The organism is Sphingomonas sp. Leaf20 (assembly GCF_001421535.1).
Lineage (GTDB): Bacteria > Pseudomonadota > Alphaproteobacteria > Sphingomonadales > Sphingomonadaceae > Sphingomonas.
On the sequence record NZ_LMKN01000008.1, the window covers coordinates 844915 to 870411 of the forward strand.

29 protein-coding genes are annotated in these 25497 nt (G+C 65.2%); 27 read left to right on the forward strand and 2 right to left on the reverse strand.

Features of this window, described 5'->3' with window-relative positions; translation table 11 throughout:
* Positions 1-182: 182 nt before the first annotated feature.
* Positions 183-506: a cell division protein ZapA gene (locus tag ASE72_RS12160; RefSeq protein ID WP_056021355.1), complete on the reverse strand. Its 324-nt coding sequence runs from the start codon at positions 504-506 to the stop codon at positions 183-185.
* Complete coding sequence (locus ASE72_RS12165; protein ID WP_200916243.1) at positions 506-700, reverse strand: hypothetical protein; 195 nt, start codon at positions 698-700, stop codon at positions 506-508. The genes ASE72_RS12160 and ASE72_RS12165 overlap by 1 nt, the downstream gene beginning before the upstream one ends.
* 144 nt (positions 701-844) lie before the next feature.
* Between ASE72_RS12165 and gap the strand changes: the two genes are divergently transcribed.
* The 27 genes from gap (at position 845) to ASE72_RS12300 (ending at position 25445) form a co-directional block, all read left to right on the forward strand.
* Entirely contained in the window at positions 845-1855 is a 1011-nt protein-coding gene (gene gap / locus ASE72_RS12170) for a type I glyceraldehyde-3-phosphate dehydrogenase (RefSeq protein WP_056021358.1), read from the forward strand.
* Between the two features lie 178 nt (positions 1856-2033).
* Positions 2034-2444, forward strand: coding sequence for an MOSC domain-containing protein (locus tag ASE72_RS12175; RefSeq protein ID WP_200916286.1), 411 nt, complete (start codon positions 2034-2036; stop codon positions 2442-2444).
* Complete coding sequence (locus tag ASE72_RS12180; RefSeq protein ID WP_056021364.1) at positions 2441-3631, forward strand: phosphoglycerate kinase; 1191 nt, start codon at positions 2441-2443, stop codon at positions 3629-3631. Before ASE72_RS12175 ends, ASE72_RS12180 begins: the two co-directional genes overlap by 4 nt.
* Positions 3632-3679: 48 nt before the next feature.
* On the forward strand, positions 3680-3910 hold the full coding sequence (gene relB / locus ASE72_RS12185; RefSeq protein WP_056021367.1) for a type II toxin-antitoxin system RelB family antitoxin: 231 nt from the start codon (positions 3680-3682) through the stop codon (positions 3908-3910).
* A gap of 14 nt (positions 3911-3924) precedes the next feature.
* Entirely contained in the window at positions 3925-4236 is a 312-nt protein-coding gene (locus ASE72_RS12190) for a type II toxin-antitoxin system PemK/MazF family toxin (RefSeq protein WP_056021370.1), read from the forward strand.
* A gap of 10 nt (positions 4237-4246) precedes the next feature.
* Positions 4247-5167, forward strand: a complete 921-nt coding sequence (locus tag ASE72_RS12195; protein WP_056021373.1) for a class I fructose-bisphosphate aldolase — start codon at positions 4247-4249, stop codon at positions 5165-5167.
* 6 nt (positions 5168-5173) lie between these two features.
* On the forward strand, positions 5174-5650 hold the full coding sequence (locus ASE72_RS12200) for a hypothetical protein (RefSeq protein ID WP_056021376.1): 477 nt from the start codon (positions 5174-5176) through the stop codon (positions 5648-5650).
* Entirely contained in the window at positions 5647-6333 is a 687-nt protein-coding gene (thiE, locus tag ASE72_RS12205) for a thiamine phosphate synthase (RefSeq protein WP_056021379.1), read from the forward strand. Before ASE72_RS12200 ends, thiE begins: the two co-directional genes overlap by 4 nt.
* A gap of 124 nt (positions 6334-6457) precedes the next feature.
* The gene (locus ASE72_RS12210; RefSeq protein ID WP_056021382.1) at positions 6458-7474 is read left to right on the forward strand and encodes a L,D-transpeptidase family protein; all 1017 of its coding nucleotides are present in this window, start codon (positions 6458-6460) and stop codon (positions 7472-7474) included.
* Between the two features lie 4 nt (positions 7475-7478).
* Entirely contained in the window at positions 7479-8078 is a 600-nt protein-coding gene (locus tag ASE72_RS12215; RefSeq protein ID WP_056021385.1) for a M23 family metallopeptidase, read from the forward strand.
* A gap of 73 nt (positions 8079-8151) precedes the next feature.
* The gene (gene efp, locus ASE72_RS12220; RefSeq protein WP_056021388.1) at positions 8152-8715 is read left to right on the forward strand and encodes an elongation factor P; all 564 of its coding nucleotides are present in this window, start codon (positions 8152-8154) and stop codon (positions 8713-8715) included.
* 162 nt (positions 8716-8877) lie between these two features.
* On the forward strand, positions 8878-9690 hold the full coding sequence (locus tag ASE72_RS12225; protein WP_056021390.1) for an inositol monophosphatase family protein: 813 nt from the start codon (positions 8878-8880) through the stop codon (positions 9688-9690).
* 400 nt (positions 9691-10090) lie between these two features.
* On the forward strand, positions 10091-10465 hold the full coding sequence (locus ASE72_RS12230) for an NADH-quinone oxidoreductase subunit A (RefSeq protein ID WP_056021392.1): 375 nt from the start codon (positions 10091-10093) through the stop codon (positions 10463-10465).
* Entirely contained in the window at positions 10456-11004 is a 549-nt protein-coding gene (locus tag ASE72_RS12235; RefSeq protein WP_082445964.1) for a NuoB/complex I 20 kDa subunit family protein, read from the forward strand. Before ASE72_RS12230 ends, ASE72_RS12235 begins: the two co-directional genes overlap by 10 nt.
* Entirely contained in the window at positions 11001-11849 is an 849-nt protein-coding gene (locus ASE72_RS12240; RefSeq protein ID WP_056021396.1) for an NADH-quinone oxidoreductase subunit C, read from the forward strand. Before ASE72_RS12235 ends, ASE72_RS12240 begins: the two co-directional genes overlap by 4 nt.
* On the forward strand, positions 11846-13081 hold the full coding sequence (locus ASE72_RS12245; RefSeq protein WP_056021399.1) for an NADH-quinone oxidoreductase subunit D: 1236 nt from the start codon (positions 11846-11848) through the stop codon (positions 13079-13081). The genes ASE72_RS12240 and ASE72_RS12245 overlap by 4 nt, the downstream gene beginning before the upstream one ends.
* Complete coding sequence (locus ASE72_RS12250; protein ID WP_055877907.1) at positions 13081-13749, forward strand: complex I 24 kDa subunit family protein; 669 nt, start codon at positions 13081-13083, stop codon at positions 13747-13749. Before ASE72_RS12245 ends, ASE72_RS12250 begins: the two co-directional genes overlap by 1 nt.
* Entirely contained in the window at positions 13749-15050 is a 1302-nt protein-coding gene (gene nuoF, locus ASE72_RS12255) for an NADH-quinone oxidoreductase subunit NuoF (protein WP_056022289.1), read from the forward strand. Before ASE72_RS12250 ends, nuoF begins: the two co-directional genes overlap by 1 nt.
* Positions 15050-17056 carry an NADH-quinone oxidoreductase subunit NuoG gene (nuoG, locus tag ASE72_RS12260; protein WP_056021402.1) on the forward strand — a complete coding sequence of 669 codons (2007 nt, stop codon included), beginning with the start codon at positions 15050-15052 and terminating at the stop codon, positions 17054-17056. Before nuoF ends, nuoG begins: the two co-directional genes overlap by 1 nt.
* Positions 17053-18099 (forward strand): NADH-quinone oxidoreductase subunit NuoH, encoded by a 1047-nt coding sequence (gene nuoH, locus ASE72_RS12265; RefSeq protein WP_056021405.1) that lies wholly within the window; start codon positions 17053-17055, stop codon positions 18097-18099. Before nuoG ends, nuoH begins: the two co-directional genes overlap by 4 nt.
* Positions 18096-18581 (forward strand): NADH-quinone oxidoreductase subunit NuoI, encoded by a 486-nt coding sequence (nuoI, locus tag ASE72_RS12270; RefSeq protein WP_031393837.1) that lies wholly within the window; start codon positions 18096-18098, stop codon positions 18579-18581. The genes nuoH and nuoI overlap by 4 nt, the downstream gene beginning before the upstream one ends.
* 125 nt (positions 18582-18706) lie before the next feature.
* A complete protein-coding gene (locus tag ASE72_RS12275) occupies positions 18707-19318 on the forward strand; it encodes an NADH-quinone oxidoreductase subunit J (RefSeq protein WP_056021408.1) in 612 nt (203 codons plus the stop codon).
* The gene (nuoK, locus tag ASE72_RS12280) at positions 19315-19623 is read left to right on the forward strand and encodes an NADH-quinone oxidoreductase subunit NuoK (protein WP_443019319.1); all 309 of its coding nucleotides are present in this window, start codon (positions 19315-19317) and stop codon (positions 19621-19623) included. Before ASE72_RS12275 ends, nuoK begins: the two co-directional genes overlap by 4 nt.
* A 5-nt stretch (positions 19624-19628) precedes the next feature.
* Positions 19629-21734 (forward strand): NADH-quinone oxidoreductase subunit L, encoded by a 2106-nt coding sequence (gene nuoL, locus ASE72_RS12285; protein WP_056021410.1) that lies wholly within the window; start codon positions 19629-19631, stop codon positions 21732-21734.
* Complete coding sequence (locus tag ASE72_RS12290) at positions 21734-23266, forward strand: NADH-quinone oxidoreductase subunit M (RefSeq protein WP_056021413.1); 1533 nt, start codon at positions 21734-21736, stop codon at positions 23264-23266. Before nuoL ends, ASE72_RS12290 begins: the two co-directional genes overlap by 1 nt.
* Entirely contained in the window at positions 23266-24711 is a 1446-nt protein-coding gene (gene nuoN, locus ASE72_RS12295) for an NADH-quinone oxidoreductase subunit NuoN (protein WP_056021416.1), read from the forward strand. Before ASE72_RS12290 ends, nuoN begins: the two co-directional genes overlap by 1 nt.
* Positions 24678-25445, forward strand: a complete 768-nt coding sequence (locus ASE72_RS12300) for a biotin--[acetyl-CoA-carboxylase] ligase (RefSeq protein ID WP_056021419.1) — start codon at positions 24678-24680, stop codon at positions 25443-25445. Before nuoN ends, ASE72_RS12300 begins: the two co-directional genes overlap by 34 nt.
* Positions 25446-25497 lie beyond the last annotated feature (52 nt).

The window sequence follows — 25497 nt, forward strand, 5'->3', positions numbered from 1 at the left end:
CGAAAGGGGGTGGTGTGGCGGGCCCACCATGGCCGTGTGCCGGGTTATCCACTGACGCACGGTACGTCAGGTGGGGACCATGTGCTTCGGACCAGGATCCTAACAGGGACAGCCCCCTATGGATGATGAATAGCCTCAGGGATAATAAAGGCTCGTACCGGGCAGAACCCGCCATGCTCAATCTAGGCGCTCGGGGGGCTTTGCTCAAGGGGGCTTTGCTCGAGCGCCTGTGCAAGGCCCTCGAGCCGATCGGCGATCCGGGTCAGCGCGATCTCGCTCACCGCGGCGCCTTCGGGCGGGCGATGCGCCGCCTCGTCGAGATCGTCGGCGAGCATGAGCGCGACGAACAGCATCGCGCGCTCGGCGCTGAGCCCGCCTGCGGCACGATCGGCCACCGGCCAGCGCTCGGCGAGCATCGCGCCGAGCATCCTGACACGCGATTCCTCCCCGTCGCGACAGGCGACCGCGTGCGGACGGCCGCCGATATCGAGCATGACCTGCGCCATCAGTTGGCGCTGCTGCGGGTGATGACGTCGTCCAGCGCGGCAACGGCCTCGGCCATGCGCGCCTTCAGTGCGGCGTGGCGCCGCGCCAGCGCCGCGCCGCTCTCGGCACGCGCGTTGATCGCAGCTTCGATTCGCCCGATCGCGGCGTCGATCCGGTCGACGGCCGTCGGCGCGTCGGGAAGTGTGTCTGACATGCCATGCGAGATAGCATGGCAGGGAGGCGCGACAAGCCTGGATTGGAACAGTTTAGACCAACCCACGGTGTTGACAGGGCGGCCCGCCGCCCCGCAAAGGCAGCGCGCCCGGAACGGACTCACGGGCGTAGCGGAGATAAAGCCATGACGGTCAAGGTTGCGATCAACGGTTTCGGGCGCATCGGCCGTCTCGTTGCGCGTGCGGTGCTCGAACAGGCTGACAGCGCGCTCGAGCTCGTGGCGATCAACGATCTCGGCGATGCGAAGTCGAATGCGTGGCTGTTCAAGCGCGACAGCGTTCACGGCAAGTATCCGGGCGAGGTATCGGCCGAGGGCAACGAACTGCTGGTCGACGGCAAGCGCATCCGCGTCACCGCCGAGCGCGACCCCGCCAACCTGCCGCACGCCGAACTGGGCGTCGACATCGTCCTCGAATGCACGGGCTTCTTCACCGACAAGGCGAGCTGCCAGAAGCATCTCGATGCGGGCGCGAAGAAGGTGCTGATCTCGGCACCGGGCAAGGGCGTCGACCTGACCGTCGTGTACGGCGTCAATCACGACCAGCTCACCGCCGAGCACACGATCGTCTCGAACGCGTCGTGCACCACCAACTGCCTCGCGCCCGTCGCCAAGGTGCTGAACGACGCGATCGGTATCGAGCGCGGGCTGATGACCACCATCCATGCCTATACCAACGACCAGAAGATCCTCGACCAGATCCATCCCGACCTGCGCCGTGCGCGCGCCGCGGCGATGTCGATGATCCCGACCACGACGGGCGCTGCCCGCGCGGTCGCCGAAGTGCTTCCCGAACTGAAGGGCAAGCTCGACGGGTCGGCGATCCGCGTGCCGGTGCCGGACGTGTCGCTGGTCGACCTGACCTTCACCCCGTCGCGCGACACGACGCGCGAAGAGGTGAATGCGGTGCTGAAAGCGGCGTCCGAGAGCGGCCCGCTGGTCGGCGTGCTCGACTGGTCGGACGAGCCGCTCGTCTCGATCGATCTCCAGCATACGCCCGCGTCGTCGACGGTCGACAGCCTCGAGACCGCGGTGATCGACGGCAAGCTCGTCCGCGTCGTCAGCTGGTACGACAACGAATGGGGCTTCTCGAACCGCATGGTCGACACCGCCACCGCAATGGCGAAGTTCATCTAAGCCTGCGCACCATGCACCCCCTCTTCCGTTCGCTTCGAGCGCAGTCGAGAAGTCGCTATTCGTGACAGATGGTGTTTCGACTATGCTCGACACGAACGGGGAGGGGGCGGTGGCCCGGGTTTCAACGATAGCCGGCACGATCGCCGGCATCGCCCGCCACCCCCGCGCGAAAGCCCCGATGGAGGTCATCGACCATGTCGAGATCACCGTCGAGGCCGGCCTGCACGGCGACTTTCGCGGCTATGTGAAGCCCGGCGGCAAGGGGCGGCGTCAGGTCACGCTGATCGAGCGTGTCGACTGGGATGCCGCGATGGCCGAGGTCGGCTGCGATATTCCCTGGTACGAACGTCGTGCGAACCTGCTCGTCGACGGCTTCGACCTTCCCCAGGTACCCGGCACGCAGCTCCGCATCGGCGCGGACGTCGTGCTGGAGGTGACGCGGCACACCGATCCATGCGAACGGATGGAAGCGCTGGCACCAGGATTGTTCGCCGCGCTCACGCCCGACTGGCGGGGCGGGGCGTGTACCCGTGTATTGATGGGCGGCAGGATCGCCGTCGGTGACGAGATCAGGATCGAGAAACCATGACCAAGCCTTTCAAGACTCTCGACGATATGGGTGACATCCAGGGCAAGCGCGTGCTCGTCCGCGAAGACCTCAACGTGCCGATGGCCGAGGGTCGCGTCACCGATGACACGCGCCTTCGGGCCACCGTCGCGACGGTCGGCGAACTGGCGGACAAGGGTGCGATCGTCCTCGTCCTCGCGCATTTCGGGCGGCCCAAGGGCAAGCCGAGCCCCGACTTCTCGCTGTCGCAGGTCGTCAAACCGTACAGCGAAGTCCTGGGGCGCGAAGTCCGCTACGTCGACTGGGAAGGCGCCGAGGATTCGGTCGCGACGCTTGAGCCCGGCGACATCGCCGTGCTCGAGAACACGCGCTTCTTCGGCGGCGAGGAGACTAACGATCCCGCCGTCGTCGCGCGTTTCGCGAGCCTCGGTGACCTGTACGTCAACGACGCCTTCTCCGCCGCGCACCGCGCGCATGCCTCGACCGAGGGTCTGGCGCATGTCCTTCCCGCCTTTGCCGGGCGTGCGATGGAGGCCGAACTCGACGCGCTCCAGAAGGCGCTGGGCGAGCCCGAGCATCCGGTCGCAGCGGTCGTCGGCGGCGCGAAGGTGTCGTCGAAGCTCGACGTGCTGCGGCATCTGGTGACGCGCGTCGATCACCTGATCATCGGCGGCGGGATGGCCAACACCTTCCTCGCCGCGCGCGGTGTCGATGTCGGCAAGAGCCTGTGCGAGCATGAGCTGGCGAGCACCTGCGAACAGATCATGGACGCTGCCGACAAGGCGAATTGCACCGTCCATCTGCCCTACGACGTCGTCGTCGCGAAGGAGTTCAAGCCCAACCCCGCGACGCGCACGATCAACGTCCACGAGGTCGCCGCCGACGAGATGATCCTCGACGTCGGCCCCGCGGCGGTCGAGTCGCTTGGTGACGTGCTCAAGAACTGCCGGACCTTGGTGTGGAACGGCCCGCTCGGCGCGTTCGAGACACCGCCGTTCGATACCGCGACCGTGGCGCTCGCGCGCACCGCGGCGGCGTTGACCGAGGGCGGTTCGCTCGTTTCGGTCGCAGGCGGCGGCGATACGGTCGCCGCACTCAACCACGCCGGAGTGGCGGGGGCATTCACGTTCGTGTCGACCGCGGGTGGCGCGTTCCTTGAATGGATGGAAGGCAAGACTCTTCCCGGGGTCGCCGCGCTCCACGGTTGAAATGCGCCGGCATCCAAGCTATGTTTAACATGTTAAACGGAGACTCGGATGCTCGGCGTCAGGCTCGATAGCGAACTCGAAGAACGCCTCGCGGCGGTTGCGCGTACCCAGGGGCGCAGCAAGAGCGATATCGCGCGTGAAGCCGTGCGACGCTATGTCGAGCGCCACGACGAGGCTTTTCTCGCGGAGGCGCGGCGGCAGTCGATGAAGGCTGCCGCGCGCGACCGCGCGGTACAGGACGAGAATTGGGATTTCCTGATTTCGGCGCCGTCCGCGTGAGGATCTCGCGTGGCATGATCGTGGTCGGGGCGGGGCCAGATGACGCCCCCCGAAAACCGCGGCCTTTTCTCGTCGTCCAGTCGGATGTGTTCGCCGAACATGCGACGGTGTCCGTCTGCCCGCTGACCTGTGTCACCAGCGATACGAATCTGTTCCGCGTGCCCCTTGAGGCATCCCCGGACACCGGGCTTCACGACGCCGCCGAAATCCAGGTCGACAAGCTGGATAGTCTCGCCCGCGACGAGATCGTGAAGATTGTCGGCACCATTCCCATCACCACCATGACCAGCGTCGACGATGCGTTGCGCCGTTGGCTCGAGCTTTGAAGGAACAACCATGACCACGACGATCACACCGCAAATCAAGACCATCCTCGACAAGTATGAAGCTACCAGTTCGGCGGTGAAGGCGAACCTTGCGCGCATCCTGATGCAGGGCAAGCTCGGCGGCACCGGCAAGCTCGTGATCCTGCCCGTCGACCAGGGCTTCGAGCATGGCCCGGCGCGCAGCTTTTCGGTCAACCCGGCGGCGTACGACCCGCATTACCACTATCAGCTCGCGATCGACGCCGGGCTCAGCGCCTATGCGGCGCCGCTCGGCATGCTCGAGGCGGGCGCGGACACGTTCGCGGGGCAGATCCCGACGATCCTGAAGTGCAACAGCTCGAACAGCTGGGCGACGTCGATCGATCAGGCGGTTACCGCGACCGTGGCGGACGCGGTCCGGCTCGGCTCGGCGGCGATCGGCTTTACGATCTATCCGGGTGCGGACCAGTTCTTCGACCTCGTCGAGGAGATCCGCGAGCTGAGCGAAGAGGCCAAGTCGGTCGGTATCGCGACGGTGATCTGGTCCTACCCGCGTGGCGGCGAGCTGACCAAGGACGGCGAGCTCGCGCTCGACGTCGGCGCCTATGCCGCACACATGGCGGCGCTGCTCGGCGCGCACATCATCAAGACCAAGCTGCCGACCGATCATATCGAGCAGAAGGAATGCAAGTCGCTTTACGCCGGCACCGACTGGTCGAAGCAGGCGGATCGCGTGAAGCATGTCGTCCAGTCGAGCTTTGCCGGGCGTCGCATCAACGTCTTCTCGGGCGGCGCGTCGAAGGGCGAGGACGCGGTGTTCCAGGACGCGCGCGACATTCGCGACGGCGGCGGCAACGGCTCGATCATCGGCCGCAACACCTTCCAGCGTCCGCGCGACGAGGCGCTGGCGATGCTCGACCGCATCATCCGCATCTACAAGAACGAGGAATAAGGCTTTGTGATCGGGGCGTTCTCTTATCACAAAGCGATCGCCCCGATGATCTGGGTCCTGATCGGGCTGTCGACCGTCGAATTGGTCGTGGTCCATCTGCTGCTGGCGCATTGGTGGCCGCGTATCGCCATCGCCGTCGCAGCGGTGACGCTCGGGATGATAATGTGGCTCGTGACGGTCGTCCGGGCATTTCGAAGCATGCCGGTTGTTCTCGAGGCGGACCGGCTCCTAATGCGGACAGGCCGATTGCGCTCGGTCAGCGTGGCGACCCAGCAGATTGCAGGGCTTCGGTCGTCCTGTGATGCCGCGACCTTGAAGCAACGCCATGTGCTGAACCTCGCGCTGATCGCCTACCCCAATACGGTTATTGATCTTTTGGCGCCCGTCGCGGTGGGGCGGCGGCAGATATCGACGATTGCGCACCGTCTTGATGATCCTGCCGGTTTCGCCGACGCGCTTAACCGGCTACGGCCGCGGGCATGACCGAAGAAGATCCGCTGGGCCCGCTCGACCCGACATTCGCCGAGAATTTCCGTCGCGACATGCGGCGGCCGCCATGTCAGCTCTATCTCGTCTCGCCGCTCGACGTGTCCGGCGACTTTCCCGACCGGCTGGCGCGCGCGCTCGATGCCGGGCCGGTGGCCGCGTTCCAGTTCCGCGTGAAGGACATCGACCAGCATGCCGCCGCGGCGCTGGGGGCGCCGCTGCGCGCGATCTGCGCCGAGCGCGACGTCGCGTTCATCGTCAACGACGATATCGGCCTCGCCAAGCGGCTCGATGCAGACGGCGTTCACCTGGGGCAGGGCGACGGCGATCCGCGCGAGGCGCGCGCGCAGCTTGGCCCCAATGCGCAGATCGGCGTAACCTGCCACGGCAGCCGCCATCTGGCGATGGAAGCGGGCGAGGCTGGCGCGGACTATGTCGCGTTCGGGGCCTTTTATCCGACGACGACCAAGACGGTCGAGCATATGGCGGAGCCGGTGACGCTGTCCTGGTGGTCGACGCTGTTCGAGATGCCGTGCGTCGCGATCGGCGGCATCACGCCCGAGAACGCGGCGCCGCTGGCCGCAGCGGGCGCAGACTTCATCGCCGTGTCGGGCGCGGTCTGGAACGGTGACGAAGTCGCCGCGATCAAGGCGTTCGGTGAGGTGCTCGCCAAGGCTTGAGCCGGGCGCGGGCCGGGCGGTGCGGACGCTACGCCGCCGGCCTTTGGCATGCCGCGCCAAGCCGTTGGAAACAACCGACGCGCCGACCGTTTGGTCCACAGGCGTAACGGTTTGGGACCATGGCATGACGACAGCATTTCTGACGAAGACCTCGGTTCTTGCCGCCTGTCTCCTGGGCGCCGCAACGCCCGCGTTTGCACAGCAGGCGTCGGGGCCCCCCGTGCCGATCGATCGCAACGTGCTGCATGTGCAGGTGATTCTCGATCATCTCGGCTTTGGTCCGGGCGTGCTCGATGGTCGCGGCGGACAGTCGCTGGTTGCCGCGCTCAAGGGGTTCCAGGAAGCAAAGGGGCTGCCGATCACGGGCAAGTCCGATCCGCAGACGATGCGCGCGCTCTATCCCTATCGCGCCGCGCGGCCGACGGTGACGATCGCACTGACGCCCGACATGCTGGCCGGACCGTTCGTCAATCCGCTTCCCAAGGATCCGGCGAAGCAGGCCGAACTCCCGTCGCTCGGCTATCGAACGGTGATGGAGAAGCTGGGCGAGATGTTCCACACGACGCCGGCCGTCATCATGGCACTGAATGCGCCGGGCACGCGACTGGCGCCGGGCACCAAGGTCGTGTTCCCCAATGCGCTGCCGTCGTCGCGCGCCTATGACGAGAAGCTCACCCCCGAATGGCGGGCCACGCTCACCATGCTCAACGTCGATGCGACGCAGCCGCAGGCCGATCACGTCGTCGTCGACAAGTCGGACAGCGTGCTGCGCGTGCTCGACAAGAACGACAAGCTGATCGCGCAGTTCTCGGCGACGATGGGATCGAGCCACGATCCGCTGCCGCTGGGCACGTGGACGATCAAGGGCGCAGACTATAACCCCAAGTTCCATTTCAACCCGGCGCTGTTCTGGGATGCGAAAAAGGGCCAGCAGAAGGAGATGCTGCCGCCGGGGCCGAATGGTCCGGTCGGCGTGGTCTGGCTCGACCTCTCCAAGCCGCATTACGGGATCCACGGGACGCCAAGCCCCGAGACGATCGGTCGCGCCGAAAGCCATGGCTGCATCCGCCTGACCAACTGGGATGCCGCGCGTCTGTCGATGATGGTCAAGCCGGGAACCAAGGCGAAATTCCAGGCCTGAGCTGATGACCCGGACGTTCTGGATCATGCTCGGACTGATCGTGGTGATCGGCGGCGGGTTCGCATCGATGCTGTCGTTCGGGAACGGCAGCGCGCCCGCGGCGGTCGAGCGGGAAGCCGGTGAAGCGGCGCCGGCGGAGGGCTCGACCAGCGCGTCGCCGGGCAGGCTGGCGGTGCCCGTGATCGGCGTGCGTGCCGGCGCGATCGCCGACAGCTGGGACGATGCGCGCGGTGACGGCACGCGGGGGCACCGCGGCACCGACATCATGGCACCGCGCGGCACCGTCGTCGTCGCCGCCGCGCCGGGCCGCGTCGAGAAGCTTTTCGACAGCACGCTCGGCGGGATCACGCTCTATGTCCGGTCGCACGACCGGCACTGGACCTATTATTACGCGCATCTCGCGGGCTATGCCGCGGGGGTCAGCGAGGGGATGGCGGTCAAGACCGGCGATCACCTGGGCTATGTCGGCGATACCGGCGATGCGGGGCCGGGCAATTACCATCTGCATTTCGCGGTCACGCGGACGAAGCCGCAAGACCGCTGGTGGCAGGGGGAGGACGTCAACCCGTACCCCCTGCTTGCCGGAACCCGGGCATCCCGCTAAAGCGCGCGGCTTCGGGTTTCCGCACGGCCTTGCCTGGCGGACGGCCCCTAGCTCTTTCCAGCAGGAATCGGTCATGAAGATCAACGCGGTCGAGATTCGTCCCGGCAACATCCTTGAATATGAGGGCGGCATCTGGCGCGCCGTCAAGATTCAGCACACGCAGCCCGGCAAGGGCGGGGCCTATATGCAGGTCGAGATGAAGAACCTCATCGACGGCCGCAAGAACAACACCCGCTTCCGCTCCGCCGAGAGCGTCGAGAAGGTGCGGCTCGACACCGTCGACTTCCAGTATCTGTTCCGCGACGGCGACGCGCTGACGTTCATGGACAAGGTCAATTACGAGCAGATCACGCTCGACGCCGACATCCTGGGCGACGCCGCGGCGTTCCTGCAGGACGGCATGGACGTGGTGATGGAGCTCTGGGAAGAGCGGCCGATCTCGGTCCAGCTTCCCGACACGATCGAGGCGCTGATCGTCGAGGCGGATGCCGTCGTGAAGGGGCAGACCGCGTCGTCGAGCTACAAGCCCGCGGTGCTCGAGAACGGCGTGCGCGTGATGGTGCCGCCGCATATCGGTGCGGGTACGCGGATCGTGGTCGATGTGTACGAGCAGACCTATGTAAGGCGTGCTGATTGAGGCCGAGCGGCCGAGACGGATAGCTTAAGCTATCCGCACGACCCGCCGGCCCGGCCGGCGGGCATGGCCCGGCCGACGACGCGGGCTTTGCCCGCGGCCTGCGTCTGCGGCACTGCCCCACCCCAACCCCTCCCCTGAAGGGGAGGGGCTGAAAGGATTAAAATGCCAAGCCATTCCGGCATCATGACCGTCATCGAGCGCGCCGCCCGCAAGGCCGCGCCGCGCCTGCGTCGCGACTTCAACGAGGTCCAGCAGCTCCAGGTCAGTCGCAAGGGGCCCGCCGACTTTGTCAGCCAGGCCGACCAGCGCGCCGAACAGACGATCTTCGAAGAGCTGAGCCACGCGCGTCCCGACTGGGGCATGCTGATGGAGGAGCGCGGCGAGGTCGCCGGCGATCCGAACAAGCCGCGCTTCATCGTCGATCCGCTCGATGGCACGTCGAACTTCCTTCACGGAATCCCGCATTTCTGCATCTCGATCGCGGTCGAGGAGCCGATGGCGAACGGCAAGCGCGAGGTCACGACCGCGCTCGTGTACCAGCCGCTGACCGACGAGAGCTTCTGGGCGGAGAAGGGGCGCGGCGCCTGGCTGACCGACCAGCGGCTGCGCGTGTCGTCGCGTCGCGATCTGTCCGAATCACTCATCGCGACGGGTATCCCGTTCCTTGGCCATGGCGATTTCGCGCAGTGGAGCCGGATCTTCGGTGCGGTCGCGCCCGAGGTTGCGGGGATCCGTCGTCTCGGTGCCGCGGCGCTCGATCTCGCCTGGCTCGCGGCCGGGCGGTTCGACGGCTTCTGGGAATCCAACCTGAAACCTTGGGACGTTGCCGCGGGGATGCTGCTGGTCAAGGAAGCGGGCGGTTACGTCACGGACTTCCGCGGCGGCGACCGCGCGATGGAGCGCAACGAGTTCCTCGCCGCGAACGACGCGCTGCATTCGCGACTGCATAAGCTGGTGGCCGGCGCGCTGCGCTGAGCCGATCGACGGTTCCGCTCCCGCGAGGGGGCGGGCGTTGGTCTGGCCGAGGGGGCGTTCGGGGATCACCCTGGTTGCGTGTCCTCCCCCTCCGTCACCTTCGGCGACACCTCCCCCTGGTGGGGGAGGATCGGGTCGCGCTGGCATCAGCAGCCCCGTGTCCCCTCTGGATCGGTGATTTGCCCTGCCGTGTGGTCCGGAACCGGCTGGGAATTGCTGGCCGGATCCGGTGACATCGCACCGCTTTTACGCGTGCAGCTACCACGCCCATACCGGGTAACGCAGGTGTCCCGACGGGCTGATACAGCTGTTGCGAGTGATTCTCACGGGCTCCCAGCCTTGCCCCACGGGGCCCATCGGCCTAAAGGCTCCCCATCTGTTCGCACATGCGAGAACCCCTTTGGTCGACCTGTCGCAATATCTACCCATCCTCCTGTTTCTCGGCGTCGCGATCGCGCTGTCGAGCACGTTCGTCTTCCTGCCGATGGCCGTCTCGCGGCTGACCGGGTCGCACAAGCCGACGCCCGAGAAGCTCAGCGAGTATGAGTGCGGCTTTCCCGCATTCGAAGACCCTCGCAGCCAGTTCGACGTCCGTTTCTATCTGATCGCCATCCTCTTCATCATCTTTGATCTCGAGGCGGCGTTTCTGTTCCCCTGGGCCGTCTCGGTGTTCACGCTCGGCTGGACCGCGTGGATTTCGATGATGATCTTTATCGGCGAACTGGCCCTCGGCCTCGCCTATGCATGGAAGAAGGGAGCACTCGATTGGGAGTAGAGCTTCAGCCCGCACCCGGTTCGCCCAGCTCGCTGGTGCCACCCGATCAGGGCTTTTTCGACAGCCTCAATGGCGAACTGACCGACAAGGGTTTCCTCGTCACGTCGACCGAGGAATTGTTCCAGTGGGCCCGCACGGGCTCGCTGTGGTGGATGACGTTCGGGCTCGCATGCTGCGCGGTCGAGATGATCCACGTGAACATGCCGCGCTATGATCTCGAGCGTTTCGGCGCTGCGCCGCGCGCGTCGCCGCGTCAGTCGGACGTGATGATCGTCGCGGGCACGCTGTGCAACAAGATGGCGCCTGCGCTGCGTCGCGTCTACGACCAGATGTCGGAGCCGAAATACGTGATCTCGATGGGATCGTGCGCAAACGGCGGCGGCTATTATCATTATAGCTACAGCGTCGTCCGCGGTTGCGACCGGATCGTGCCCGTCGACATCTACGTTCCCGGGTGCCCGCCGACCGCGGAAGCGCTGCTGTACGGCATCATGCAGTTGCAGCGGAAGATCCGGCGGTCCGGGAGCATCGAACGGTGAGGGCGCCCGCACCAGCCTATGCGGCGAACGACGGCACCATCGACGCGGCCCGCGCCGCGCTCGGCGGCATGCTGCTCGACGCGGTCGACAAGGTCGGCGAGGTCGCCCTCCACGTCCGTCGCGAGGACCTGTACGACGCGATGATCGCGCTGCGCGACACGCCGGGGCTCGCCTATCAGCAGCTCATGGAAATCGCCGGCGTCGACTATCCCGATCGCGCGGAGCGGTTCGAGGTCGTTTATTGCATGCTGTCGCTGACGCGGAACCACCGCCTGCGCGTGCATGTCGCGACCGACGAGGAGAAGCCGGTGCCGTCGGTGACCGACATCTGGCCGGTCGCCGGCTGGCTCGAGCGCGAAGTGTACGACATGTACGGCGTGCTGTTCAGCGGTAACCCGGACCTGCGTCGCATCCTGACCGATTATGGCTTTCGCGGTCATCCGCAGCGCAAGGACTTCCCGCTGACGGGCTATGTCGAGCTGCGCTATTCGGAAGAGGAAAAGCGCGTCGTGTACGAGCCGGTGCAGCTCGCGCAGGACTTCCGCACGTTCGACTTCATGAGCCCGTGGGAAGGTGCCGAATACGTCCTTCCGGGTGACGAGAAGGGCGCCTTGCCGCAGGCCAAGGGCGCGCAGACGCCGCTCTCGGCCGATACGATCGTCAAGGCGGATGCGGCGCAGAGCACGACCAAGGCGCCCGACGCGCCGAGCGAGCCCTATGCGAAGAAGGACGTCCAGAATACCTCGCAGAGCGGTGCGGGCGAGCCCGATCCGGGCAACCAGAAGCAGGACAAGCCCGTAGAGTCGGACGTGATCCCGACCAAGGGTGGAGGACAGAACCAGTGAGTCTCTACGTAGAGGAGCTTCTGGGCGAGGCGGATGCCGCCGATCCCACGACCGGCGACGTCACGATCCAGAACTACACGATCAACTTCGGTCCGCAGCATCCCGCGGCGCACGGCGTTCTCCGCCTTGTCATGGAGCTCGACGGCGAGATCGTCGAACGCGTCGACCCGCATGTCGGGCTGCTTCATCGCGGCACCGAGAAGCTGATCGAGTACAAGACGTACACGCAGGCTTTGCCCTATTTCGATCGTCTCGATTACTGCTCGCCGCTGTGCATGGAGCATAGCTGGGTGCTCGCGGTCGAGAAGCTGCTCGACCTCGAAGTGCCCGAGCGCGCGCAGTATCTGCGTGTGTTCTTCGCCGAGCTGACGCGCATCTCGAACCACATGCTCAACCTCGGCAGCCACGTCATGGACGTCGGCGCGATGACGCCGAACCTGTGGATGTTCGAGATCCGCGAGGATTGCATGAACTTCTTCGAGCGCGTGAGCGGCGCGCGCATGCATTCCAACTATTTCCGTCCCGGCGGCGTGCATCAGGATGCGCCGCTTAAGCTGCTCGCCGATATCGGCGACTGGCTCGACACGCGGCTGCCGCGGCTGTTCGAGGACGCGATTTCGCTCGTCGCGGACAACCGCATCTTCAAGCAGCGCAACGTCGACATCGCGGTCGTCAGCCGCGACGATGCGGTTAAATGGGGCTTTTCGGGTCCGATGATCCGCGGCTCGGGCATCGCCTGGGATCTGCGCAAGTCGCAGCCCTATGACGTCTATGCCAAGATGGACTTCGACGTGCCGGTCGGCACGCGCGGCGACTGCTATGACCGGTTCATGGTGCGCGTCGAGGAAGTGCGTCAGTCCGCACGGATCATGAAGCAGTGCCTGCGCGACATGCCGGAGGGACCGATCGCCTCGCTCGACCGCAAGGTCGTGCCGCCGAAGCGCGGCGAGATGAAGCAGTCGATGGAAGCGCTGATCCATCACTTCAAGCTCTACACCGAGGGCTTTCATGTGCCCGCCGGCGACGTCTATGTCGCGACCGAGAGCCCCAAGGGCGAGTTCGGCGTATATCTGGTCGCCGACGGCAGCAACAAGCCGTATCGCTGCAAGATCCGCCCGACCGCGTTCTCGCATCTCCAGGCCTTCGATTTCATGGCGAAGGGCCACATGCTGGCGGATACGACCGCGATCCTCGGCGCGATGGATATCGTTTTTGGTGAATGTGATCGCTGATGGCTGAAGCTCCGAAAATTCCCGATGAGGCAGAGACCCGCGCACGCTGGGGTTCGTTCGCCTGGACGGACGAGAACCAGGTGAAGGCGAACGAGATCCTCGGGCGCTACCCAAAGGGCCGCGAACAGTCGGCGTCGATCCCGTTCCTCGACCTTGCGCAGCGCCAGGTGGGTGCGGAAACGCAGACGCAGGGCTGGTTGCCGGTTCCGGTGATCGAGTTCGTCGCGCGCCAGATCGGCGTGCCATACATGCGCGTGTACGAGGTCGTGACCTTCTACACGATGTTCAACCTGGCACCGGTTGGCCGCTATCACGTGCAGGTCTGCGGCACGACGCCGTGCATGCTGCGCGGGTCGGACGACGTGCTGGCGGCGTGCAAGAACCGTGGTCTCGTCAAGGGCGGCACGACCCCCGACGGCATGTTCACGCTGACCGAGGTCGAGTGTCTTGGCACTTGCGCGAACGCGCCGATGGTGCAGATCAACGACGATAACTTCGAAGATCTCGATTACGACAAGACGACCGAGATCCTCGAGGCGCTCGCCAACGGCGGTACGCCGACGCCGGGGCCGCAGTTCGGTCGCCGTGCGAGCTGCCCCGAGGGCGGCCCGACCTCGCTCAAGGCGATGGTCGACGCGAACCACGATTACCGGGGGGAGTGGGCCTGATGCTCGCCGACAAGGACCGCATCTTCACCAACGTCTACGGCTTCCAGCCGTGGAACGTCGACGCAGCGATCATGCGCGGCGATTGGGATAATACCAAGGACCTGATGGCGCTCGGCCAGGACGCGATCATCGACGTGATGAAGGCGTCGGGTCTGCGTGGCCGTGGCGGGGCAGGGTTCCCGACCGGCACGAAATGGTCGTTCATGCCCAAGGAGCCTAAGCCCGACCGGCCGAACTTCCTCGTCATCAACGCCGATGAATCCGAGCCTGGCAGTTGCAAGGATCGCGAGATCATCCGCCACGATCCGCACAAGCTGATCGAGGGCGCGCTGATCGCCGGGTTCGCGATGCGCGCGCGCGCCGCGTACATCTACATCCGCGGCGAGTATATCCGTGAGGCAGAGACGCTGTTCGCGGCGGTCGCCGAGGCCTATGATCGCGGCTTTATCGGCAAGAATGCGTGCGGGTCGGGCTACGACTTCGACGTGTTCGTCCACCGCGGCGCGGGCGCCTATATCTGCGGCGAAGAGACCGCGATGCTCGAAAGCCTCGAGGGCAAGAAGGGCCAGCCGCGGCTGAAGCCTCCATTCCCGGCGGGCGCGGGGCTGTATGGCTGCCCGACGACGGTCAACAACGTGGAGTCGATCGCGGTTGCGCCGACGATCCTGCGGCGTGGTGCGGCGTGGTTCTCGAGCTTCGGCGCGGAGAACAACCGCGGCACCAAGCTGTTCCAGATCAGCGGCCATGTGAACAAGCCCTGCGTGGTCGAGGAAGAGATGAGCATCTCGTTCCGCGACCTGATCGAGACGCATTGCGGCGGGATCCGTGGCGGCTGGGACAATCTGCTCGCGGTGATCCCGGGCGGCTCGTCGGTGCCACTGGTCCCCGCCGCGCAGATCATGGACTGCGCGATGGATTTCGACGGCCTGAAGGCGGTCGGCTCGGGCCTCGGTACCGCGGCGATCATCGTCATGGACAAGTCGACCGACATCGTCCGTGCGATCAGCCGCATCTCGTACTTCTACAAGCATGAGAGCTGCGGCCAATGCACGCCGTGCCGCGAAGGCACCGGCTGGATGTGGCGCGTGATGGAGCGGATGCGTACCGGCGACGCCGAGCTGTCCGAGATCGACATGCTCCAGCAGGTCACCAAGCAGGTCGAGGGTCACTCGATCTGCGCGCTCGGCGACGCCGCAGCGTGGCCGATTCAGGGCCTGATCAAGCATTTCCGCCCAGAGATGGAACGCCGTATCCGCGAACGTGGTGGCGACACCGCGCCGATGATGGAAGCCGCAGAGTAATGCCTACAGTCAAAGTCGATGGCGTAGAGATCGAGGTGCCGCAGGGTGCCACCGTGCTGCAGGCGTGCGAGCTTGCCGGCAAGGAGATCCCGCGTTTCTGTTACCATGAGCGGCTGAGCATCGCCGGCAACTGCCGGATGTGCCTGGTCGAGGTGAAGCCTGGTCCGCCCAAGCCGCAGGCGTCGTGCGCGCTGCCGGCGGCGGACAAGCAGGAGATCTTCACCAACTCGCCGATGGTCAAGAATGCCCGCGAGGGCATCATGGAATTCCTGCTGATCAACCACCCGCTCGATTGCCCGATCTGCGATCAGGGCGGCGAGTGCGATCTGCAGGACCAGTCGGTCGCCTATGGTCGCGGCCATTCGCGCTATGACGAGAACAAGCGCGCGGTCACCGAGAAGTATATGGGTCCGATCGTGAAGACGGTCATGACCCGCTGCATCCAGTGCACGCGCTGCATCCGCTTTGCCGAGGAAGTGTCGGGCGTCGAGGAGATCGGTGCGATCTTCCGCGGCGAGGACATGCAGATCACCTCGTATCTCGAGAATGCGGTCAAGAGCGAGCTGTCGGGCAACGTCGTCGACCTGTGCCCGGTCGGCGCGCTGACGTCGAAGCCTTACGCGTTCGAGGCGCGTCCTTGGGAACTCCGCAAGACTCTGACGATCGACGTCATGGACGCGGTCGGCACCAACATCCGGCTCGACAGCCGTGGTCGCCAGGTGCTGCGCTGCGTGCCGCGGATCAACGAGGACGTGAACGAGGAGTGGGCAACCGACAAGACGCGCCACGCGATCGACGGTCTCGTGCGTCGTCGGCTCGACAAGCCCTATGTCCGCGTGAACGGCAAGCTGGTTCCCGCCACGTGGGACGAGGCCTTCGCGGCGATCAAGGCGGTTGACGCCGGGTCGAGTGTGGCTGCTGTCGCCGGCGACCTGGTCGACTGCGAGACGATGTACGCCGCCAAGGCTTTGCTCGCGAAGATGGGCTCGACGATGCTCGAAGGCCGCCAGACCGGCATGGCCTATGACACGTCAAGCATCGCTGCGGTCAATTTCAACACGACGATCGCCGGCACCGAGCGCGCCGACGCGATACTGCTGGTGGGCACCAACCTGCGCTGGGAAGCGCCGCTGGTGAACACGCGGGTGCGCAAGGCGATCAAGAAGGGCGCGAAGGTCTTCGCGATCGGGCCGGAGACGGACCTGACGTACAAGGTCGAATGGCTCGGCGACGATCTGGCGCTGCTCGGCAATCTGCCCGACGCAGTGACCGAGGCGTTCGGCAAGGCCGAGCGTCCGATGGTGATCGTCGGTGGCGCGGCGCTGAAGGGCGGCCATGCGGCTGCGCTGAAGCTGGTCGATACGCTGGGGCTCGTGAAGGACGACTGGAACGGCTTCAACGTCGTTCATATGGCGGCGTCGCGAATGGGCGGGCTGATGCTCGGCTATGCGCAGACGGGCGGCATCGCCGACGTGATGGGGGCGAAGCTCGGCTTCTTCCTCGGCGCCGACGAAGTCGATTTCAGCCAGTTTGCTGGCTTCAAGGTGTTCGTGGGGCATCACGGCGACAAGGGCGCGGCGGCTGCCGACGTCATCCTGCCGGGCGTGACCTATGCCGAGAAGTCGGGCACGTGGGTCAACCTCGAGGGTCGTGTCCAGCGCGGCGAGCGCGCGGTGTTCGCGCCGGGCGACGCACGTGACGACTGGTCGATCTTCCGCGCGCTGTCCGACACGCTGGGCCACACGCTGCCGTTCGACAGCTTCGAGGGTCTGCGCGAAGAGATGTTCGCCGCCGTCCCCGCGCTGCGTCACCAGGCGCTCGCGACGTTCGACTGGGCCGTGCCGTCGGGCACGGACGCCGGGAATGAGGGCGGCCACGGCGTCCTCGCCGGCTATCCGATCAAGGACTTCTACCTGACCAACGCGATCTGCCGCGCATCGCCGACGATGCAGCGCTGTTCGGCAGAACTTCTCCACGGGGAAGACTTTGCGGAGGCCGCCGAATGATCTCCTGGTTCGAACCGGCGCTCGGCTATGGCTGGGCGTATTTCATCGCGACGATCATCGACATCCTCGCGATCGCGCTGCCGCTGATGCTCGCGGTGGCGATGATCATCTATGCCGATCGCAAGATCTGGGCGGCGATGGCGCTGCGTCGCGGTCCCAACGTCGTCGGGCCGTTCGGCCTCCTGCAGAGCTTCGCCGACGGCCTCAAGGTCTTCCTTCAGGAGACGATCGTCCCGGCCGCGGCCAATCGCGGCCTGTTCCTGCTGGCGCCGATCATCACCTTCACCACGGCGCTGATCGTATGGGCGGTGATACCGTTCCAGACCGGCGTCGTGCTGGCCAACATCAACGTCGGTCTGCTGTACGTGCTCGCGGCGTCGTCGCTCGGCGTGTACGGCGTGATCCTGTCGGGCTGGGCGTCGAACTCGAAATACCCCTTCTACTCGGCGCTGCGTGCGGCCGCGCAGATGGTCAGCTATGAAGTCGCGATCGGCTTCATCCTGATCTCGGTCGTGCTGTGGTCGGGCAGCTTCAACCTGTCGACGATCGTGCTGTCGCAGAAGTCGCATGTCTGGTTCTTCAACGGGTACATCCTCAACCCGCTGCTGTTTCCGATGGCGGTGATGTTCTTCATCTCGAGCCTGGCCGAGACGCAGCGCGCGCCGTTCGATCTGACCGAGGCGGAGAGCGAACTCGTCGCCGGGTACCAGACCGAATATTCGTCGATGGCGTTCGCGCTGTTCTGGCTCGGCGAATATGCCAACGTCATCATGATGAGCGCGCTCAACGCGACGCTGTTCTGGGGCGGCTGGCTGCCGCCGGTCGACTGGGCACCGCTTTATTACGTGCCGGGGATCATCTGGCTGTTTGCCAAGATCCTGTTCTTCTTTTTCCTGTTCAGCTGGGTCAAGGCGACCGTGCCGCGCTATCGCTATGATCAGCTGATGCGGCTGGGTTGGAAGATCTTCCTCCCCGTCTCGCTGTTCTGGGTTTTCCTTGTGTCGGGCTATCTCATGCTGATGCGCGTTGGAGTGGGTTCATGAGCGTCGCTCAGATCATCAAGTCGTTCACCCTGTGGGAATTCGTGAAGGCGCACGCGTTGACGCTTCGCTATTTCTTCAAGGAAAAGGCGACGATCAACTATCCGTACGAGCGTAACCCGGTCAGCCCGCGGTTTCGCGGTGAGCATGCGCTGCGTCGTTATCCCAACGGCGAAGAGCGGTGCATCGCGTGCAAGCTGTGCGAGGCCGTGTGCCCTGCGCAGGCGATCACGATCGAGGCCGAGCCGCGCGACGACGGTTCGCGCCGGACGACGCGCTACGACATCGACATGACCAAGTGCATCTATTGCGGGCTGTGCGCCGAGGCGTGCCCGGTCGACGCGATCGTCGAGGGGCCGAATTATGAATTCTCGACCGAGACGCGTGAAGAGCTGATCTACGACAAGTCGAAGCTGCTCGATAATGGCGACCGTTGGGAAAGCGCGATCGCGGCGAACCTTGCCGCCGATGCGCCGTACCGTTAAGCGAGCGCCGCGATGACCCAGATTAACTCCGTCATTCCAGCGCAGGCTGGGATCTCGTGCCGCAAGGGCGCGCTCTGCAACCGGAACGCCCCAGCTTTTGCTGGTGTGACGCGGAGGGTGATACCGTGATCCAGGCACTCGCCTTCTATCTGTTCGCGTTCGTCGTCGTGCTGTCGGGCGCGATGACCATCGCGTCGCGCAATCCCGTCCACTCGGTGATGTGGCTGATCCTCGCCTTCTTCAACGCCGCGGGTCTCATGATCCTGGTCGGCGCCGAGTTCATCGCGATGCTGCTTGTCATCGTCTATGTCGGTGCGGTCGCGGTGCTGTTCCTGTTCGTCGTCATGATGCTCGACATCGACTTCACCGAGATGCGCGCGGGCGTCGCGCGCTATTTCGGGATCGGTCTTGCACTTGCCGTCGCGCTGGCGGCCGAGGTCATGATCGCGGTCGGCGCATGGAGCACCGGGCCGATCCAGCTCGCGCGCCGTGCAGCGCCGATCTCCGACACCGTGCCCAACATCCAGGCGATCGGGAACCTGCTCTACACGCGCTATCTGTTCGTGTTTGAAGTCGCCGGTCTCGTCCTGCTGGTCGCGATGATCGGGGCGATCGTCCTGACGCATCGTCAGCGTGGCGGGGTCAAGACTCAGAATATCAGTCGCCAGAACGCGCGCCGTCCGCAGGACGCCACGCGCAACACGAGCCCGGTCGTCGGGCAGGGAGTCGAACTGTGACGATCGGTCTCGTCCATTACCTGGTCGTCGCGGCGATCCTGTTCACGATGGGGGTGCTCGGCATCTTCCTGAACCGGAAGAACCTGATCGTCATCCTGATGGCGATCGAGCTGATCCTGCTCGCGGTGAACATCAATCTGGTCGCCTTCTCGGCGTTCCTGAACGATCTCGTCGGGCAGGTCTTCGCGATGTTCGTGCTGACCGTCGCCGCGGGTGAGTCCGCCATCGGTCTCGCCATTCTCGTCATCTATTTCCGCGGTCGCGGCACCATCGCGGTCGACGACGTCAACCGGATGAAGGGGTAATACGGTTGATTCAGCTTATCGTCTTCCTGCCGTTACTGGCCGCGATCGTTGCCGGGTTCGGCAACCGCGCGATCGGCAACGTGCCGGCGAAAATCGTCACCACGGCCGCATTGTTCGCGTCGTGCCTGTTGTCCTGGCCGATCTTCCTCGGCTTCATGGCGGGCACCAGCACCGCGACCGTCGCGCCACTGCTCGACTTCATCCAGTCGGGCGACATGAACGTCGCGTGGTCGCTGCGCGTTGATGCGCTGACCGCAGTGATGCTCGTGGTCGTCACGTCGGTCTCGGCGCTCGTCCATCTGTATAGCTGGGGCTATATGGACGAGGATCCCGACCAGCCACGCTTCTTTGCGTATCTGTCGCTGTTCACCTTCGCGATGCTGATGCTCGTGACCGCGAACAACCTCGTGCAGATGTTCTTCGGCTGGGAAGGCGTGGGCCTCGCGTCCTACCTCCTGATCGGGTTCTGGTTCCGCAAGCCATCGGCCAGCGCCGCGGCGATCAAGGCGTTCGTCGTCAACCGCGTCGGCGATCTGGGCTTCATGCTCGGCATCTTCGGCACGTTCCTCGTGTTCGGCACGGTCTCGATCCCCGAGATCCTCGCCGCGGCGCCCGGCATGGCCGGATCGACGATCGGCTTCCTAGGCTACCGTCTCGATACGATGACGGTGCTTTGTCTGCTGCTGTTCGTCGGCGCGATGGGCAAGTCGGCACAGCTCGGCCTGCACACCTGGCTGCCGGACGCGATGGAGGGGCCGACGCCGGTGTCGGCACTGATCCACGCGGCGACGATGGTCACCGCGGGCGTGTTCATGGTGTGCCGTCTGTCGCCGATGTTCGAGATGAGCCCGGTCGCGCTGACCGTGGTCACTTCGGTCGGTGCCGCGACCTGCCTGTTCGCCGCCACCTGCGGGCTCGTGCAGACCGACATCAAGCGCGTGATCGCCTATTCGACCTGTTCGCAGCTCGGCTACATGTTCTTTGCAGCCGGCGTCGGCGCCTATGGCGCGGCGATGTTCCACCTGTTCACGCACGCCTTCTTCAAGGCGCTGCTGTTCCTGGGTGCCGGTTCGGTGATCCATGCGATGCACCACGAGCAGGACATGCGCTATTATGGCGGCTTGCGTAAGAAGATCCCGGTGACGTTCTGGGGCATGATGGCGGGTACGCTCGCAATCACCGGCGTCGGCATCCCCGGCATCTTCGGCAACACCGCGTTCGGGTTCGCGGGCTTCCACTCGAAGGATGCGATCATCGAGGCGAGCTGGGCTGCGGGTGAGCCGGGCGTGTGGTTCGTCGGCGTGCTCGTCGCGCTGCTCACCAGCTTCTACTCGTGGCGCGTGATGTTCCTCACCTTCTGGGGCAAGCCGCGCTGGGCCGCATCGGAGCATATCCAGCATGCGCTCCACGACGCGCACGGCCATGACCGTGCGCACGACGTGCATCATGCGGACGACCATCATGCGAACCCGGCCCAGGCCGAGGACGCAGGTCACGCGCCGCATGATCATCACGACGCTGCGCATGCACCGGCGGAAGGCGATGGCGGGTATCACCCGCATGAGAGCCCGCTGCCGATGCTGATCCCGCTGATCGTCCTGTCGATCGGCGCGGTGCTCGCGGGCTTCGTGTTCCACGGTTACTTCATCGAGCCATCTGCGGGCGAAGAGTTCTGGAAGGGCGCACTCGCGTTCCGCGAACATCTGATGCACGAGATGCACGGTGTGCCGCTGTTCATCAAGCTGTCGGCGACGATCGCGATGCTGCTCGGCCTGCTGACCGCCTGGTACGCCTATATCAAGAACCCGTCCTTCCCGGGCAAGGTGATCGAGCAATTCGGCGTGCTCTACGACTTCCTGCTGCATAAGTGGTATTTCGACGAGCTGTACGACCTGATCTTCGTCCGCCCCGCCTTCGCGATCGGCCGCTTCCTGTGGCATCGCGGCGACGAGAAGACGATCAACCGGTTCGGCCCCGACGGGTCGGCATGGCTGGTCCAGATCGGCGCACGCGTCGCTGGCCGCTTCCAGACGGGATATCTCTACACCTATGCCTTTGTCATGCTGATCGGCCTGACCGCAGCCGTCACCTGGGCGATCGGACTCTATTGATGACCGGCTTTCCTATCCTCTCCGTCCTGATCGCGGTCCCGATGATCGCGGCCATCGCGTGCCTGTTCGTCTCGGCGAACACCGCGCGGATGCTGGCGCTGGCCGCAACGCTGATCGACTTCGTCCTCGGCATCATGCTGTGGATGAATTACGACATCGGCGGCGCGCAGTGGCAGTTCGTCGAGCATGCGCCGGGCATCTTCGGCCCGTTCGGCTGGTCGCTCGGCATCGACGGCTTTGCGCTGATGCTGATCATGCTCAGCGTGTTCCTGATGCCGATCTGCATCGGCGCAAGCTGGCGCTCGATCACGACCCGCGTGCCCGAGTACATGGCGGCGTTCCTGTTCACCGAAGTGCTGATGATCGGCACGTTCGCGGCGCAGGATCTGTTCCTGTTCTACGTGTTCTTCGAAGCCGGCCTGATCCCGATGTACCTGATCATCGGCATCTGGGGTGGCGCGAACCGGATCTACGCGTCGTACAAGTTCTTCCTGTACACGCTTCTCGGCTCGGTCCTGATGTTCATCGCGATGTTGTACATGGCGAAGACCGCGGGCACGACGAGCATCCCGGCGCTGCTGAACTATGATTTCCCGGCGCATGTGCAGACCTGGCTGTGGCTGGCGTTCTTCGCATCGTTCGCGGTCAAGATGCCAATGTGGCCGGTCCACACCTGGTTGCCCGACGCGCACGTGCAGGCGCCGACCGCAGGGTCGGTGATCCTGGCGGGCGTGCTGCTGAAACTCGGCGGATACGGCTTCCTGCGGTTCCTGCTGCCGATGTTCCCCGAAGCGTCGGGCCAGCTGACCTGGCTGATCTTCGGCCTGTCGGCGGTCGCAGTGATCTACACGAGCCTCGTCGCGCTGGTGCAGTCGGACATGAAGAAGCTGATCGCCTATTCGTCGGTCGCGCATATGGCGATCGTGACAATCGGTCTCTTCGCGTTCAACCGGCAGGGCATCGAGGGCGCGATGATCATGATGCTGAGCCACGGGCTGGTATCGGGCGCGTTGTTCCTGTGCGTCGGCGTGATCTACGACCAGCTCCATACCCGCGAGATCTCGCGTTATGGCGGCCTCGCGATCAACATGCCGCGCTACGCGGTCCTGTTCCTGTTCTTCACGATGGCGTCGATCGGTTTGCCGGGCACCAGCGGCTTCGTCGCCGAGTTCCTGTCGTTGATGGGCACCTATCAGGTCTCGACCTGGACCGCGTTGCTCTGCACGACGAGCATCATCCTCGGTGCTGCGTACATGCTGTACCTGTACCGTCGCGTGGTGTTCGGCGAGATCAAGTCGGACGACGTACGGGGCATGGTCGACCTGTCGGCACGCGAATTCTGGCTGCTCGCACCGATCGCCGCCGTCGTGCTGTGGATGGGCGTGTATCCGGAGAGCTTCCTGGCACCGATGCGCAAGGACGTGAGCGTGCTGCTCGCCCGCGTCGACCGCGCCAAGCCCGCCAGCGATTCGAACCCAACTGCGGGGAAGCCCGCCACCGTGCATGACGCCGCGCACGGGGAGGCACACTGATGGATTACGCCGCTAACATCGCAATGACCTTGCCCGAGCTCGTGCTCGCGCTTGGTGCGATCGCGCTCATGCTCGTCGCTGCCTGGGGCGGGGAGAAGGCCACACGTGCGATTTCGATCGCTGCTGTCTTCGTCCTTGTCGGCGCGGGTATCGCGTTGACCGGTCCCGCATCGTCGGGTGGTTATGCCTTTGACGGCATGTTCCGCGCCGACGCGTTCGGCACGTTTGCCAAGGTCCTGATCTATATCGCCTCCGCTGTCGCGATCATGATGGCGCCGAGCTTCTTCGCGCGGACCCAGGGCGACAATCTGCGTCCTGAATATCCGGTGCTGATCCTGCTGTCCGCGTGCGGCATGGGGATCATGGTATCGGCGAGCGACATGCTGACGCTGTATGTCGGCCTCGAGCTGCAGAGCCTTGCGGCCTATGTCCTTGCGAGCTTCATGCGGCGCGACGGACGGTCGGCGGAAGCGGGCCTGAAGTATTTCGTGCTCGGCGCGCTGGCCAGCGGCATCCTGCTCTACGGTATCTCGCTCGTCTACGGGTTCAGCGGGACGACCGTGTTCGCAGGGATCGCCGATGCCTATGCAGGCACGCCGTCGCTCGGGCTGCTGTTCGGTCTGGTGTTCGTCTTCGCCGGGCTCGCGTTCAAGATCAGCGCGGTACCGTTCCACATGTGGACGCCCGACGTCTATGAGGGCGCACCGACCCCGGTCACCGCGTTCTTCGCGTCGGCGCCCAAGGTCGCCGCGCTTGCCATGTCGGTGCGCGTCGCGGTCGAAGCGATGGGGCCGGCGACGGACCAGTGGCGCCAGATCGTGATCTTCGCGGCACTCGCCTCGATCATCCTCGGCGCGGTTGCTGCGATCGGCCAGACCAACGTCAAGCGGCTGCTCGCCTATTCGTCGATCAACAATGTCGGCTTCGCCCTGATCGGCCTCGCCGCGGGTACGCCCGAGGGCGTGTCGGGCGTGCTGATGTACCTGACGATCTACGTCGCGATGACGCTGGGCTCGTTCCTCGTCGTGCTGCAGATGCGCGGCGAAGATGGCCAGCCGGTCGAGAGCATCGCCAGCCTGTCGGGGATGTCGCGGACGCGGCCAGGTCTTGCTGCGGCGCTGGCGATCTTCATGTTCAGCCTTGCCGGCATCCCGCCGCTGTTCGGCTTCTACGCGAAGTTCGCGGTGTTCAGCGCTGCGGTCGACGCCGGGCTGTTCCCGCTCGCCGTGGTCGGCATCGCCGCCTCGGTGATCGGCGCCTATTATTACCTGCGTGTCGTCAAGACGATGTACTTCGACGATCCGGCCCCGGCGTTCGCGCCGATGGACAACAAGGTCGAGGGCGGCCTGATCGCACTGGCAGCGATCTTCGTGTCGCCGGCGGGCTATCTGTTGATCCCGGTGATCGGCGCATGGACGATGGCTGCGGCACGGGCGCTGTTCTGACCACGATCAGGACCGTTGCGGAGACAGGATCGACCAATGCCGACCTGATGGCGCTCGCACGCAGCGGTGCGGCGGACGGGTCGTGGCTGCGTGCGGTCCGTCAGACGGCGGGCCGCGGGCGGATGGGGCGCGCGTGGAATTCGCCCGAAGGCAATCTCTACGCGAGCACGCTGGTCCGCCTCCGCGCGGGCGACCCACCTGCTGCGAGCCTTGCGCTCGTCGCAGCGGTCGCATTGCAGGAAACCGTCTCGACCTTCCTCGTCGCCGGCATCTGTCAGGGCACGACTGACTCCAGCGCTATCCTCGCGCTGAAATGGCCGAACGACCTCCTGCTCGCGGACGCGAAGCTTTCCGGCATCCTCCTCGAGCGCGCGGATGATGCGGTCATCATCGGCTACGGCGTGAACATCGCCCATCACCCCGATCTGCCCGATCGCCGGACGACCGATCTCGCGGCGCACGGCGTGGTCGTCGAGCCCGCCATGTTCCTCGACATCCTGGCGGATGGCGTTGCGCGCTGGGTCTCGCGGTGGCGCACCGAGGGAATTGCGCCGGTGCGCGAGCGCTGGGTCGATTGTGCGCACCCGGTCGGCACCGCGCTCACCGCGCATCTGCCAGACGGCAGCACGGTCGAGGGACTGTTCGCGGGGCTGGACGCCGACGGTGCACTCATCCTGCGCGTGGCGTCGGGCGAGCGCCGCGTCATTCACGCCGCCGACGTCTTCCTGCTGTGATGCCGCCAGTCGCCATCGCCCGACGTCTGGCCTATGCCCGACGCGAACGGAA

Bases quoted from the DNA above. Each gene is read 5' to 3' on its own strand.
- nuoF (WP_056022289.1), top strand. From the start codon at position 13,749: ATGCTCGCCGACAAGGACCGCATCTTCACCAACGTCTACGGCTTCCAG.
- ASE72_RS12210 (WP_056021382.1), top strand. From the start codon at position 6,458: ATGACGACAGCATTTCTGACGAAGACCTCGGTTCTTGCCGCCTGTCTC.
- gap (WP_056021358.1), top strand. From the start codon at position 845: ATGACGGTCAAGGTTGCGATCAACGGTTTCGGGCGCATCGGCCGTCTC.
- nuoG (WP_056021402.1), top strand. From the start codon at position 15,050: ATGCCTACAGTCAAAGTCGATGGCGTAGAGATCGAGGTGCCGCAGGGT.
- ASE72_RS12165 (WP_200916243.1), bottom strand. From the start codon at position 700: ATGTCAGACACACTTCCCGACGCGCCGACGGCCGTCGACCGGATCGAC.
- nuoH (WP_056021405.1), top strand. From the start codon at position 17,053: ATGATCTCCTGGTTCGAACCGGCGCTCGGCTATGGCTGGGCGTATTTC.
- efp (WP_056021388.1), top strand. From the start codon at position 8,152: ATGAAGATCAACGCGGTCGAGATTCGTCCCGGCAACATCCTTGAATAT.
- ASE72_RS12195 (WP_056021373.1), top strand. From the start codon at position 4,247: ATGACCACGACGATCACACCGCAAATCAAGACCATCCTCGACAAGTAT.
- ASE72_RS12160 (WP_056021355.1), bottom strand. From the start codon at position 506: ATGGCGCAGGTCATGCTCGATATCGGCGGCCGTCCGCACGCGGTCGCC.
- nuoI (WP_031393837.1), top strand. From the start codon at position 18,096: ATGAGCGTCGCTCAGATCATCAAGTCGTTCACCCTGTGGGAATTCGTG.
- ASE72_RS12175 (WP_200916286.1), top strand. From the start codon at position 2,034: ATGGAGGTCATCGACCATGTCGAGATCACCGTCGAGGCCGGCCTGCAC.
- ASE72_RS12290 (WP_056021413.1), top strand. From the start codon at position 21,734: ATGACCGGCTTTCCTATCCTCTCCGTCCTGATCGCGGTCCCGATGATC.
- relB (WP_056021367.1), top strand. From the start codon at position 3,680: ATGCTCGGCGTCAGGCTCGATAGCGAACTCGAAGAACGCCTCGCGGCG.
- ASE72_RS12180 (WP_056021364.1), top strand. From the start codon at position 2,441: ATGACCAAGCCTTTCAAGACTCTCGACGATATGGGTGACATCCAGGGC.
- ASE72_RS12190 (WP_056021370.1), top strand. From the start codon at position 3,925: ATGATCGTGGTCGGGGCGGGGCCAGATGACGCCCCCCGAAAACCGCGG.
- ASE72_RS12300 (WP_056021419.1), top strand. From the start codon at position 24,678: ATGGACGATGGCTGCGGCACGGGCGCTGTTCTGACCACGATCAGGACC.
- ASE72_RS12250 (WP_055877907.1), top strand. From the start codon at position 13,081: ATGGCTGAAGCTCCGAAAATTCCCGATGAGGCAGAGACCCGCGCACGC.
- ASE72_RS12215 (WP_056021385.1), top strand. From the start codon at position 7,479: ATGACCCGGACGTTCTGGATCATGCTCGGACTGATCGTGGTGATCGGC.
- thiE (WP_056021379.1), top strand. From the start codon at position 5,647: ATGACCGAAGAAGATCCGCTGGGCCCGCTCGACCCGACATTCGCCGAG.
- ASE72_RS12225 (WP_056021390.1), top strand. From the start codon at position 8,878: ATGCCAAGCCATTCCGGCATCATGACCGTCATCGAGCGCGCCGCCCGC.
- nuoN (WP_056021416.1), top strand. From the start codon at position 23,266: ATGGATTACGCCGCTAACATCGCAATGACCTTGCCCGAGCTCGTGCTC.